This is a genomic window from Flagellimonas oceani, assembly GCF_011068285.1.
Taxonomy (GTDB): Bacteria; Bacteroidota; Bacteroidia; order Flavobacteriales; family Flavobacteriaceae; genus Flagellimonas; species Flagellimonas oceani.
This window is the reverse complement of sequence record NZ_CP049616.1, coordinates 1,651,411-1,664,863: the sequence shown is the minus strand read 5'-3', so window position 1 is coordinate 1,664,863 and position 13,453 is coordinate 1,651,411. Positions and strand designations below refer to the sequence as shown.

The window sequence follows — 13,453 nt, the reverse complement described above, 5'->3', positions numbered from 1 at the left end:
ATTTATTTTCATTGTTTTGAATCAACTTCCTAAATTTAAGCGATCGGTTATAGGTAATAAAGCAAAAAGGGAAGAAGTGATGTCGAATTGTCAAAGAATTTACATTTTCTTTGAAAGGAGCCCTCAAAAATATATTTCATGAACCCAAAAGTTGATTTCTTTTTTGAAAAACCATCCCAATGGCAAAATGCATTCAGGGAATTGCGAAGCATTGCCCTAGATACGGGTTTGACCGAAGAGCTTAAATGGGGCAAGCCCTGCTATACCTTAAATGGCAGTAATATTTTTTTGATCCATGGTTTTAAGGAATACTGTGCTTTGTTGTTTCACAAAGGTGTTTTGTTGAAGGATACAGAAAATATTTTAGTCCAACAGACGAAAAATGTGCAATCTGCGCGCCAGATCAGGTTTACCGACATTGGAGAGATAAAGGAACTTGAAAAAGTATTGAAAGCTTATATTTATGAAGCTATTGAAGTGGAAAAAGCAGGTTTGGAAGTGAAACTGAAAAAGACTTCTGAGTTTGATATGCCCAAAGAGCTTCAGAACAAATTGGATGGTGACGCGGAATTTAGAACAGCTTTTGAGGCTTTGACGCCGGGGCGGCAGCGTGGGTATATGCTGCATATTTCCCAAGCCAAACAGTCCAAGACCAGAATGGCCAGAATTGAAAAATCCATTCCCAAGATTTTTGATGGGAAGGGATATAACGAACAGTAGTTTTAAAATAAAATCTTTGTAGCAATGCGCAGAATTGTTCCCAACATCCATTCCAATGACCTAAATGCAAGCAAATCGTTTTATATGGATTTCCTTGGAATGGAATTGGTCATGGATATTGGATGGGTCATAACATTCGCCTCTAAAGATAATCCAACGGCACAAATCAATATCTTTAAAAATGATAAGCCCATAGTTGACGAATCCTTTATATCCATTGAAGTATCCAACGTAGACAAATTGTACGAGCAGGCCCAAGAAAATGAGCTCAGTATAGTTTACGAAATAAGGAATGAAGATTGGGGTGTTCGCCGATTCTTTGTAAAAGATCCCAATGGAGCCACAATTAATCTTTTGACACACCTATGAATCCAGAAATTGACCATTATTTATTGGAAGGCTGCGGAAGATGTTCGTTGTACCGTACCCCGGAATGTAAGGTGCATTTGTGGCAAAAAGAGCTCAAATTCCTTAGAAACTTGGTCTTGGAATGCGGACTGACCGAGGAATTGAAATGGAGCATGCCCTGTTACACCTTTCAACAGAAGAACATTGTGATGATAGCGGCCTTTAAGGACAACTGTACCCTCAGTTTTTTTAAAGGTTCCCTCTTAAAAGATGAAAACGGGATATTGGAGAGGCCCGGAAAAAATTCCAATGTAGCGCGCGTGGTCCGGTTTACCGATGTGGAACAGGTCCGTGCCCTGAAAACTACATTAAGGACATATATTTTTGAGGCCATAGCGGTTGAAAAAGCAGGCCTGAAGGTGAAAAAGAAACAGGTTTCGGAATATGATATGCCCGAGGAGCTTCAGAACAAATTGGATGGCGACGCGGAATTTAGGACAGCTTTTGAGGCTTTGACACCGGGGCGGCAGCGTGGGTATATGCTCCATATTTCCCAGGCCAAACAGTCCAAGACCAGAATGGCCAGAATTGAAAAATCCATTCCCAAGATTTTTGATGGCAAAGGGTTTAATGAACTATAGCCAATGGTGTAATTGATACGAAATTAGTACCTTGGCATTACCATTAACCGAATACATTACTTGAAAAGCAAACTCAATATTTGGCTGTTGGCCAGTTTCTTATTAGCGGGCCTAGTTACGCTGTGGCTTTACGCAAGGATAACCAGCGAAGTTGGTGAAATCCATTATGACAGTTCGTTGGATTCGGAAGAATTCAGTCCCTGTGGCGATTATAAAATTTACCAGTATCACGATATAGACACCCATTACCAAGGAGGCGAAAAAGCTATTGGTAAAGCAATTTTATCAAAAATAGATGCGGATGGATTGCCAAAAAATGGTTTGTTGACAGTACGTTTTGTGGTAAACTGCAAGGGTGATACCGGTTATTTTAGAACCAAAATGGTAGATTCAAATATTAGAGAGGTAGAAGTTCCAAGAAACGTTTCCAAAAAGTTATATGACTTAATTTCCGGACTAAAGGGTTGGGTGCCGGGAAAAATACAGGATGAGCCAATGGACAGTTATGCGCAAGTGGTATTTAAGTTGGAAAACGGCAAGGTCACCGATATTTTTTGATTATGAGGTTGTTCATCAACATAATAAAAGTATTGCTCGCAACCGTATTTACGGCTTATTCGCTCTTTGTTGCTTATCAATTGTTTTTAGCGCCAAAAGAAAAACGATTTAAAACAGCGGGAGCCATTCAGGGATACGGTATATCCCAATCCATGTTCGATATTCTAAACTGGCAACATCCGGATTATGCCGCGCCTTATTTTGAGCGTTCGGTCGCCTTCAACAAACGCGGGGACTATGAAACGGGCTTCGGGTACCTGGACACGGCCGTTGAACTTAAACCCTTGCACCATCTTGGGTATCGAGGGCATCTCAAATTAAGGTTTTTAAGAGATTATAAAGCAGCTTTAAAGGATTTTGACCAATTGGATGCGATGACTCCCGATGTGGTTGATGCGCCATGGGGAGAGGACATCGATTTCTCACGAGGGGAATGCTATTATGGTCTTGGGGATTATCAAACAGCATTGCAGCATTTTGAACAAAGTGTAATCAACCAAGGAGCGGATTGGGTAGATGTTCAGGCCTTTGTGTACCAAGGTCTGTGCCACTATGAGTTGGAAAATTACGGGGACGCCATACGGGCCTTTAAAAAAGGTCTGGAACAATACGATACCACTTGTGAGGCCTATTTTGGGCTGGCCAACACTTATTTAAAGGTCGGTGACACCGTTAGTGCAAAAAATAGCCTTACCAAAGCACAAGGAACTTTGATATATAAAAGAGACGACCCGTACAAGCAACAATTAAATGAGATTTATCAAGAAGATTTGGATGAATTGACGGCCACTTTATCTAAAAATCAATACTGATTAGCGCAAACCATAACATATTAGTAAAAAAAATCTTACTTTTAATACTGGCACATTAAAATTCATTAACCCATTCTTCCGTACATATTGCACCATGTCAGTATTTTGACTAAACAATCCAACCTCTTATGAAAAACCTAATTTATCTGTTAACGCTGTTCACTATCCTTATCTCATGTTCTGAAAGTGAAGGTCCAACACCGCCCAACACCCCGGAAACACCTGAAGCCATAGAACAAGGCGCCCAATCTTTTAGTATTGGCAACAAAGAAATTACCGCTAAAAATCCATCAGGGCTTACGGCCAAAGAATATATACCAGCCTATGTTTTTGTAAGTGTGGAAACTGAAAACGGCAATAAAATATTTGATAGGCAACGACTTACCGTTATTGCCAACGATGATGATTATGTGACCGAAGAAATAATGCTCGATCCCGGAACATACACATTAACCGAATTTATAGTGGTCGATTCCGATGATTTGGTCATTTCCTTGGTGCCAAAGGCAACTTCGGCATTATCACAATTTACAGGAACTTCGCTCCCTTTCGATTTTACAGTTCAAGAAGCGGATTCAAAAAACACGACCATTGAAAACATTGATGCCGCCGGTTACTCCTGGGTAGCATTTGGATATGAGGAAGATGACCTTGTTTTTCCCGATGCAGAAAGTTTTTTTATGCTCACGGTGGACGATACGGAGCATTTGACCACCAAAACTATCGAGATAAAATCATTGACAGGTTCAACCTACCGAATTGACTGGGGCGATGGTACAGAAGATGAATATGTGTCCACCTTAAGTGGTATGGATATAAACAATGCGCTGTCCCACGATTATGAAGAGCAGGGTGTTTATGAAATAAAGATTTTTGGAGCTGTTGAGGTCATAGAATATTTAAGTTTCAACAACAGTGATCAAGAACAAAACCTTCAAACCAATATTACATCCGCAGAAATCGACAAATTGATTTTACTGAAAACATGTGAATTTTATGCAGGAGCACTGACATCTTTGGACACTTCCAATAATAGTGCGTTGGAAAAATTGAGTGTCGGGTATAATCAAATAACAAATTTGAATCTTTCCAACAACGTGAATTTAAAAACGCTTTGGGCGAGACATAACCAGTTGACCCAGATAGATGTCTCTGAAAATGCCGATCTAGAGTCCTTATCAATATCCGGAAATCAAATCTCAACTTTGGATATCTCAAACAACGCTATGTTAAAATCACTTCTTGCGAGCGAAAATAATTTTACAAGTTTTGATTTCACCAATAATTCTGCTCTTGAGTCAATTGATTTAAGTGATAACTCATTGACAAACATCGATGTTTCGCAAAATTTAAACTTAAGGCAGATCAGAGTGGGCAGAAATAACCTTACAGGGGTTGACCTGTCCAATAATTCCGAATTGGGAAGTCTAGAATTGTATGGAAATCAAATAACTGCGATTGATTTGACGGCTAACATAAAGCTAAGGGAGCTTTACATGGAGAACAATTTGTTGACTGATTTGGACTTATCAAAAAATGTGGAATTGATAACTTTAGATATTGAGAATAACAATTTCAGCCAAATCGATATTACACAGAACCCCAATATTTTTGTTCTTGAAGTTGGCGGCAATCAGTTTCTGGCACCAGAGCTGGACCAAATGATTTCTTTCATTTACGATCAGGCAGTTCTTAATTCAACTACTTTAGGGTATATTGACTTTAAAAACAATCCCGGAACAGATTCAATTGATCAGACTACAATTGCCAAAATCAATGAATTGGCATTGGACTATCAATGGACGTTCAACAATAATTGATAAAAAGCTTATTGGGCCAATACCCATTAGAAACGAAAAGCGCATCTATCGGTGCGCTTTTTTAGTGTTTAAATTTTAGACTTTACTTGAACAATGCCGCCCTCAAATTATCAATCAATTAATTTTTTATGATAAAACAGGACGAATTCTAAAAAGCTACAATATTAATAGTCCAAAAGTCCCTTTGGGTTCGTAAATTACTACAACTATCAGCTAAACCATAATTTCTACATGATACAGCCCTCTAAAAAACGGCTTTTTCCTGTTCTACTTTTTTTAGTTTTTTCAGCCCTTGCCTTTGGCCAAGATCGAAAAACATACGAAGGACCACTGCAAGTGGGGCCTTATTCGGGAAAAGCGCTATATCAATTCGTTATTTCCGACCTCGATACCATTTATGACGGGGATTTTCAATTACAGCAATCCAATTTGGAGACCTTGGTGGAGAACGAGGATACATCGTTCCGTTTTTCCGGGGGATTTGACAAGGGTGAAGCGAACGGTCCATGGGAATTCGAGTTCGGCGAGTACAAGACCAACAGTCAGAGCCAAGTAGTGGGCTACGAATACCGGGTTCTGGTGAGCGGTGTTCAGCAAATAGGGGAGGGCAACCTTGTTGATGGCAAACCTGATGGGACTTGGACCTACACCATCAACCAAATCAAGGATTCGGAAATCGAGAAAATTGTTTTTAAAAGCAGTATTTCTTTTGATGAAGGAGTGCCGCGCCAAAATTTTCAGATAGAGAACGATAGCAGCGTGCTGGTCGGGCGTTTTTTAAGGGACGGACTTGCCCACGATGAATGGTCCTTTTATGGCACCGAGGCCGTTGAGGAGCTCGAAGATTGGTTTTTTGAGGATGGTTTGCTGAGAACCGTAAAAATAAAGTCGGAAGGTAAGTCACAAGAAATAAATGTGTTCGCTCAAAACCCTTCAAACTATAAAACCGTAACGCTGGACGAAGGTTACTTGACCTTGTTGAAAACCGTTGTTCAATTGGAAAGCCGGGAGAGCCAAATCGTAAGGTTGTTGGATCAGAACATGGGGTATTACCAAAAAGTAAATAGCGTCCTTGATCATTTGGGCACATCGGATTTTAAGACCAATATGAAGGTCAGGGTGCCCCACTATCCTTTGGATTCCGTTCAAGATCAAACCTTGGACAAGATTGTTTCCGAATATGGGGCCGCTTCCAAAATGAGCACCACAATTTTGAAAAACAGCCATTTGAACATAGTAAAGCGTACCGACCCCGAAGCACTTTTTTACTACAATGCCGCTAAAAAAATAAACAGCGATTTCTTGGTCCCGTTGTCCACATTGGTAGCACACAGGGAATTGGGAATCATTCAGTACCAAGAAATTCCCGAGCTGTTGAAGAGACTTTGGCCCAATGGAAAACCCGGCCCCGAAATTATTGCGGTGGCCGACGAAGAGGGAAACACAAGGGTATTCAGTCTGCCAAGTTCCAAAGAGTTCGAATATGAAAGCAACGACCTTCTTGCAGTAGAGGCCTTGGCCACTTACGCCAAAATGAGCCTGGAATTTATAAAAGGTTCGCTGGCCTCCCGTTTGACCAACGAGGAACAGTTACAAATGTTGAACGGGCTGGAAGAAGAGCTTATTGAATTGAACAATGATCTGGAACAGGAATTGGATTCCGTTCCTGGGCTTTCATCGGAATACAAGGGTGCACTAAAACAATTGAAGAACGTGGCCGATAGTTCCTTGACCAACTATGCGGACCTAAAAAAGCCCGATGAAAAATTGGAGTACGGAAAAAGGGCCAAAACATGTCTCGCCCAATTGAGCAATTTTGCGGTGAACATCAAAAAACTTCCGCAACATATTGCAACCATAGAAAAAGAGTATACCAATGCCGTATGGAACCCTTTTATGGCGAATGTGATGGAAGAGGATGTTAAAAAACGAATCGTTTCGGCCTACAAGGATATACTGATACCATATTTTATTAAAACGGCTACAGAAGAGCTGACATGTGACAATATAGCTACATTGAACGAGCAGATGATGAACACCCATCAAAGTATTTTGGATTTACGGAACAAGGATACCCGTAAGCTGGAGCGAAAACTCCGTCGTGAAAAACGGCCGAAAGAAGTTTTAGCGCTGATACTCGAACAATCAACCTTAAAAAACCAATAGGCATGAGGAACAGTAAAAATAGCTTTTTGGCGGTTGTTGTTCTGCTTTTTGGATGTACGGTGTTTGCTCAAGAATCGGAACCGGAAGTGCTTCCGGAAACATCACAATATAAAGACCCCAAAACCAAGGTCTGGTTCAATACCTACGGGAATATTCGGATCGGCAAGCGTTTCTTTTGGGACGCACAAACACATTTTAGGTTCGAAGAAACAGAGAGCACGCCGTTCATGGGACAAATCGGTCAAATCTATAACCGGCATGCCATTGGTTATATTTTCGACAAAAAATCCAACTTTAGATTGGGTGGAGTGGTGCGTATCAATTTTAACACCGATGAGGATTCCGATGGCAGAAATGTGGTGCCCGAATGGCGTATATGGCATCAATACCAATTTGCCATGCCTTTTTACACGGCCATGTTTTATCACCGTATCCGAATAGAGCACCGTTGGAGCCAAGGGTTTGCCGAGGATAGCGATTATATTTTTAGAAACCGTTGGCGATATATGTTCCGGGCAAAAATCCCATTGAACAATACTAAGTTGAGCCCCAAGACCATTTATGTTGCACCTGAAGCGGAATTGATCATGCAGAGCGGCAAGGAAGTGGTGGCGAGCCCCATGGAAGACCTTCGTTTAACGACCACTATTGGATATATTGTCACCCCTAGGCTCACGTTTGCCGCAGGAGTTTTGTACAACCAAGGACAAGAAAGGTACAACGGGGGATACTATCAACAAGGATGGACATTGCGTTTCCACATGTATTATTCACCCGACTTTAGAAGGGTTAAAAATAAACTTCCCGACGTCCATTTGACCGATTGATACGTATTTAGTAGTGAACCAAGCACTTAACACATGAAAATAAAAAAATACGCTCCCTTTATACTTTTGGCCGTTTTTGCTTTGGCCACGTTGTTCTTTGTTACAAAATCCGTTCAGCTGGAAAACGACCTTGCACAGGTCAAAGAAGAAAACAAGGCTATCTCGGATAAAATTAATGCTTATGAGCAATTGAACAAGATAGATTCGCTGTTGCTCCAAGAAGATTATGATGGGGCAATCGCATCGTACAGTGCCTCGATGAAATCAAGTGAGGAAAACAACATGGTAATCCCTTTGCGCATCGCACTGGCCGAAAAACTGAAGGGCAGCCGCACGAATATCAATCCAGTCCCAGATAGCGTAATTTCAGAAAAGGATACAATGGCCATGTCAAATTGGTCCGAAGAAATGGCCGTAAGAAAATACGATTCCATCAATTTTTCGTTGGAAAAGACAAAAGTGCAGCTGGCCCGTCTAAAAAAGCAGCTTCAGCAAAAATCCTTCGGGGAATACATTACCTTCAAAAGTAAGAAAGGCAACCAAATGCACTATATCGGTCAGGTTAAAGATGGCAAGGCCCATGGTTTTGGCGTTGCACTTTTGGAGACCGGAAGCCGATACGAAGGGGAATGGGCCAATAACCAACGCCATGGAGAGGGCACTTTTTACTGGGCCGATGGCGAATACTACGTAGGAAGCTATAAAGATGACAAGCGAAATGGCTACGGAACATACTACTGGCCCAACGGGGAAAAGTACACAGGTGAGTGGAAAAACGATAAGCGAAGCGGCACCGGTAAGTTTTATGATGCCGATGGCGGAGTAGTGGCCGGAGGTGAGTGGAACGATGATAAACTGGTAGAGGTCAACGAGAAGTGATTTCAGGATTCAATCAATTATCATTAAAAAACAACCATTCTTACATATATAATTCCATTCTATACATAATCATTCCTGTTTTGGCACAAGGTTAGAGTAATCTCCTTTTTTTTGTTAAATTGAGTTAAAATCAAAACTTTGGTTTACTACATTAACTTAAAAATTGAGAACATGATTACGAGAAACCTCACAAAATCTTTCCGTTATTCTTTATCATTTACAGCAGCCGCGGGAATGCTGATTTTTTCCTCTTGCTCCAACGATGCTGGTATGGACGAAGATATAAACTCTATCCAAAAGTCCGAACCTACATTGGTAACGCTTGCAGCACGCACAGGAGAGCCCATTATTTTGGATGATCTGATCACTACGGACATTTCAACCGCAAGGGCAACAGGCGCTGCAGGTACCGATAACGGACGCTTTAATATCAGCCTAAAGTTTTTGTTGCCGCCCACCGAACGTCAGCAAGAAGTATTTGATCAAGCTGCAGCCCGATGGGAGCGAATCATTATAAAGGACGTTCCATCCATAACAGGAACCATTCCATCTGCATTTACAGGTTTTCCGCCTGCTGTGGATGGAACCTTGGACGATATAGTAATAGAAGTGGCATTGGCACCAATCGACGGTCCTGGCGGTGTCTTGGGGCAGGCTGGACCCAATTTTGTCCGAACAAGTGATTTCTTGCCAATTTCGGGCGTTATGTATTTTGATGTAGAGGATCTGGACTTTTTGGAAAGCTTGGATTTGTTCGAAGATGTGATTGTTCATGAAATGGGACACGTTTTGGGCATTGGAACACTTTGGAACACAGCTGATTTTGGATTTGACAGAACCTTGATGCTAGGTGGCGAGACCACCCCATATTTTGCAGGTCACAAGGCAAACGTATTCTGGAATGCTGAGGGAGGAACAGGGGAACTGCCCATAGAAAGCCTTTATGGACCAGGAACGGCATTTGGCCACTGGCAAGAGTCCACCTTGAACAATGAATTGATGACCGGGTTCTTGAACTTGGGTGAAAATCCATTGAGCAGGATCACGGCCGGCTCCATGAAAGACCTAGGCTATGGTGCGGCAAGCGTAGGGGAGCAGTACGACCTACCACGAGGAACACCGGGTGTTGATTTAAGCACCTTAGAGGAAGGCGATACATCTGAAGGACTCAACATTGCTTCCAAAGAAATACTTTTAATGCCAGTAGGTTTTGTGAATACAGACAAGAAATAAAGCATAGCTTGGATTAAAAAAACTAAGGTCCACGTTGTGGGCCTTTTTTATGCTATTTAACATATTTCTATAGAATTCCGGCGCAAATTAGAGCGAACTTGGTCAAAAATCCAAATTTTCCAAAGGTATCGGCCAACTCTTTCGTTGAACCATTTTATACCCTTTATATTTGCAACGTTTTGATTTTAAAACTATAAACAAAATTATGAGTAAAGTAAAAGAGAATGACACTGTAAAGGTGCACTACACAGGTAAATTGACCAATGGACAGGTTTTTGACAGTTCACTGGAACGCGAACCTATGGAAGTTGCATTGGGACAGGGTCAACTTATACCAGGTTTTGAAAAAGGGCTTATCGATATGGAGGTCAACGAAAAGAAAACCATCACTATAGACAAGGAAGAGGCGTATGGAGAGGTAAACGACGCACTTTTTCAGAAAATCTCAAAAACACAATTGCCCGAAGACCTTAAGCCAGAGGTGGGCATGGGCTTGGTAGGCTCCAATGCACAAGGACAAGAGCAGCAGTTTAGAGTGGCCAAGGTAGAAGAAGAAGATATTATCATAGATGCCAACCACCCGTTGGCCGGCCACGATTTGGTATTTGACCTTGAAGTGGTCGAGATACTTTAAACGAGTTATATTATAAAATTGTAAAAACCACCCAAAAGGGTGGTTTTTTTGTTCACAGTGTTTTGTAACCGATTGGTATTCCACATTATACTTGTACAATTGAACTTCTTATTTTTTATCGTACGGAATATAATTTTCCCATTCCCATGGTGTATAATTGTCCATCAAGATTACTTCCAATAACTCTTTAAAAATACCATTGCCATTTTCAAAATTGGTCATGACCATAATGCCTTTTCCGGTCTCAGGGAACAAAACAGAGTGGTGGACAAATCCACTACCATGGCCCTCCTTAAATACTGCCTTGCCATAAGGTGTTTCAAAATAACCCCAACCTAGTCCGTACCCCAGATTGATATTGTCATATTTGTCCGTGGTTTTGCCTTCACCTTCATAAAACTGCTTTTCGGTTCTGATACGAATATGTGGACTGAAAATTTCTTCGTAGGATTCCTTACTGATCAATTTTTGATTGAGCACTGCCGTCAAGAATTTGGTATAGTCTTCCGCTGTGGTCTCCAATGTACCGCCACCACGGGGCTCATTGTCCTTGTCCTTTTTAAGCACTTGGGCATTTTCATTGTGGCCCAAAGCAAAATCCATATCAAATTTGGTTTTCCATTCATAGGCAGAGTCGTTCATGCCCAATGGGTTAAAAATATGCTCTTTCGCCAATTGTTCCAGCCCTTTCCCCGTCAATTTTTCGAGCACTACTTGTAAATAAATAAAGCCTTCGCCACTATACCCGAATTTAGTGCCGGGTTCCCAATGCGTACGTAGTTTATGATCTTCCTCAAACCATCTGTAATTTTTAAAACCCGTGGTGTGGGTTAGGCACATTCTGGCAGTTATATTGGTGTACAGCGAATCCTCCCTCAAACTAGAAAAATCATCGTGCCAACGCGTCTGGGGTTCGTACTCATGTATTTTTTGTGGTAAATAGGATTCGAGAGGTGTATCCAAATCTATCACACCTTTTTCGACCAGCTTCATCACCAAAACACCAAATACCGCTTTGCTAAAGGAAGCTCCATAAATGTTGGTGGAATCGGTCAAAGGAATACGGTTAGGATAATTTTTATAGCCAAAAACTTTTTGATAAACAGGCTGGTTATCGTTAAAAACTGATATAGCAGCACCGTATATTTTGGCATCCCTCATCAACTGTTCAATTTTGGCGGTAACAGAATCCTTTGTTATCTCGGAACCATCCAAACGCTCAATGGTTTCTGGTTTTTGAGCAGTACAACTGTCCAAAAGCGTTATGCCCATTAAAACCATTAAAAGAAAGGTCTTGTTCTTCTTCAACCGGATAAATGGAATGGAGAACGGATAGTAACATTTATTTTTTTGTACTACATACACGATGTTGAACAACATTATTCCAATACAAATCGGCACCACTGAAATAAAAATAAAAAACCCCCACTTTTCAATAATCAGCAAGCTTACAAAGGATAAAATGGCCAAGATCAGTACAGTAATCTGAAAATTGATGACCTTGATGCCATGCTCGTTATATATTGGGTTGTCTTCCCGCTTGTGAATCCACAGAAAAAGTGGAATCAGTACATTTAATAATGGCAAAATTAACCCGGCAAAGGGTGTTGCATGTATCAACAATAACCATTTCTTCTTTACGATTTCTTCTTTTGGGTCGTCCAAAACAACAAGATCGTCCACTTCTATTTCCAAGGCCACTGCCAAAAGTTTGATAGTGTTTAGGTGAGGGGAGACCTCTTCCTTTTCAATACGCTGGATGGTCCTCACCGTTACATTGGTTCGGTCGGCCAGTTCTTCTTGGGAATAACCTTTAATTTTCCTCTGATATTTTAATCGTTCCCCGATTGATGAATTGTTCATGATCTATAATTTTTGATTCACCAACAAAACTATCCCGAAAGGTGGGACAGCACCACGACATTTAGATGTCACCTTTATGTCATACCCAGTAAAGACAGTACTTAAAAGCATATTATTTGTAGCAATCTGGTTCTGAACGTCAACTTACCCCGATATTTTAAATATACCTAACAAAAGATTGATTATAACTGTATTTGATAAAAAAACTCCATCTAAGCGAATAGATGGAGTTTCCCATTTTCTTTTTCAATTTTTTTAATACAGTTCTTTTAGAACATAAATCCAAGACCTGCGGACCAAACGGAGTTGTGAACATCTACATCCTCGATCATCTCGGAAAAACCGTAAGAGTATCTTCCTTGGATAAAGAATCCGGAAGGGAACTTGTATTCTACACCCGCGGTTCCTTGAAAATCAAAACTGTTAATGGAATCCGAATCAAAATCACCAGAATCCTCTCCTGGATCAAAATCGAGTTCCTCGTTCACTTTAAAGCCGAATTGTGGACCACCGTGAATGTTAAGTCCATCAGCGATATAAAACTTTAAAAGCACGGGTACTTGAATATAATCTACCTGAAATTGTGCATCTGGGGTATCAGGTTCATCGGTAATATCAAAACCTTGCGCAGAGTAAAATACCTCTGGTTGCAACGATACATGGTCGGATAAGGGCGCTTCGGCCAAAAGGCCTAAATAGAAGGACGTTCTTGAATCCGGACTATCAAAATCATCACCGGCCACGGTAGCAAAGTTCGCACCACCACGTACACCTAATTGTACATTGTTCGTATTCTGCGCAAAAGAGGTCAAGCCTACAAAAAGGACACCTAATAAAATTAAATTCTTCTTCATGATATTAATTGTTTTGGGGTTTCTAATCCGTCACGAAAATACCATGGAGCCCATTTCGGGGTTGATGCATACCAACAAAATATTGACCCTAAAAGGCA

The 13,453-nt window shown here is 41.0% G+C and carries 13 protein-coding genes; 11 read left to right on the top strand and 2 right to left on the bottom strand.

Annotation, left to right across the window (positions count from 1 at the left end; all coding sequences use genetic code 11):
• Window positions 1-138 precede the first annotated feature (138 nt).
• The 11 genes from GVT53_RS07780 (at window position 139) to GVT53_RS07730 (ending at window position 10,638) form a co-directional block, all read left to right on the top strand.
• Window positions 139-720, top strand: a complete 582-nt coding sequence (locus tag GVT53_RS07780; RefSeq protein ID WP_166248114.1) for a YdeI/OmpD-associated family protein — start codon at window positions 139-141, stop codon at window positions 718-720.
• Window positions 721-744: 24 nt separating this feature from the next.
• Window positions 745-1,089: a VOC family protein gene (locus GVT53_RS07775; RefSeq protein WP_166248113.1), complete on the top strand. Its 345-nt coding sequence runs from the start codon at window positions 745-747 to the stop codon at window positions 1,087-1,089.
• On the top strand, window positions 1,086-1,709 hold the full coding sequence (locus GVT53_RS07770) for a YdeI/OmpD-associated family protein (RefSeq protein ID WP_166248112.1): 624 nt from the start codon (window positions 1,086-1,088) through the stop codon (window positions 1,707-1,709). Before GVT53_RS07775 ends, GVT53_RS07770 begins: the two co-directional genes overlap by 4 nt.
• A gap of 60 nt (window positions 1,710-1,769) precedes the next feature.
• Window positions 1,770-2,267 carry a hypothetical protein gene (locus GVT53_RS07765; RefSeq protein ID WP_166248111.1) on the top strand — a complete coding sequence of 166 codons (498 nt, stop codon included), beginning with the start codon at window positions 1,770-1,772 and terminating at the stop codon, window positions 2,265-2,267.
• A 2-nt stretch (window positions 2,268-2,269) separates the two neighbouring features.
• Window positions 2,270-3,079, top strand: coding sequence for a tetratricopeptide repeat protein (locus tag GVT53_RS07760; protein ID WP_166248110.1), 810 nt, complete (start codon window positions 2,270-2,272; stop codon window positions 3,077-3,079).
• Between the two features lie 128 nt (window positions 3,080-3,207).
• Window positions 3,208-4,899, top strand: coding sequence for a leucine-rich repeat domain-containing protein (locus tag GVT53_RS07755; RefSeq protein WP_166248109.1), 1,692 nt, complete (start codon window positions 3,208-3,210; stop codon window positions 4,897-4,899).
• A 231-nt stretch (window positions 4,900-5,130) separates the two neighbouring features.
• Window positions 5,131-7,065, top strand: a complete 1,935-nt coding sequence (locus GVT53_RS07750) for a hypothetical protein (RefSeq protein ID WP_166248108.1) — start codon at window positions 5,131-5,133, stop codon at window positions 7,063-7,065.
• A gap of 2 nt (window positions 7,066-7,067) precedes the next feature.
• Complete coding sequence (locus GVT53_RS07745; RefSeq protein WP_166248107.1) at window positions 7,068-7,892, top strand: DUF2490 domain-containing protein; 825 nt, start codon at window positions 7,068-7,070, stop codon at window positions 7,890-7,892.
• A gap of 33 nt (window positions 7,893-7,925) precedes the next feature.
• On the top strand, window positions 7,926-8,771 hold the full coding sequence (locus GVT53_RS07740; RefSeq protein ID WP_166248106.1) for an MORN repeat-containing protein: 846 nt from the start codon (window positions 7,926-7,928) through the stop codon (window positions 8,769-8,771).
• 171 nt (window positions 8,772-8,942) lie between these two features.
• Window positions 8,943-10,004 carry a leishmanolysin-related zinc metalloendopeptidase gene (locus GVT53_RS07735; RefSeq protein ID WP_166248105.1) on the top strand — a complete coding sequence of 354 codons (1,062 nt, stop codon included), beginning with the start codon at window positions 8,943-8,945 and terminating at the stop codon, window positions 10,002-10,004.
• 205 nt (window positions 10,005-10,209) lie between these two features.
• Window positions 10,210-10,638, top strand: a complete 429-nt coding sequence (locus GVT53_RS07730) for an FKBP-type peptidyl-prolyl cis-trans isomerase (RefSeq protein ID WP_166248104.1) — start codon at window positions 10,210-10,212, stop codon at window positions 10,636-10,638.
• A 108-nt stretch (window positions 10,639-10,746) separates the two neighbouring features.
• Here the strand turns inward: GVT53_RS07730 and GVT53_RS07725 are convergent, their stop codons facing one another.
• The gene (locus GVT53_RS07725; RefSeq protein WP_166248103.1) at window positions 10,747-12,501 is read right to left on the bottom strand and encodes a serine hydrolase; all 1,755 of its coding nucleotides are present in this window, start codon (window positions 12,499-12,501) and stop codon (window positions 10,747-10,749) included.
• A 269-nt stretch (window positions 12,502-12,770) separates the two neighbouring features.
• A complete protein-coding gene (locus GVT53_RS07720; RefSeq protein ID WP_166248102.1) occupies window positions 12,771-13,355 on the bottom strand; it encodes a porin family protein in 585 nt (194 codons plus the stop codon).
• Window positions 13,356-13,453 lie beyond the last annotated feature (98 nt).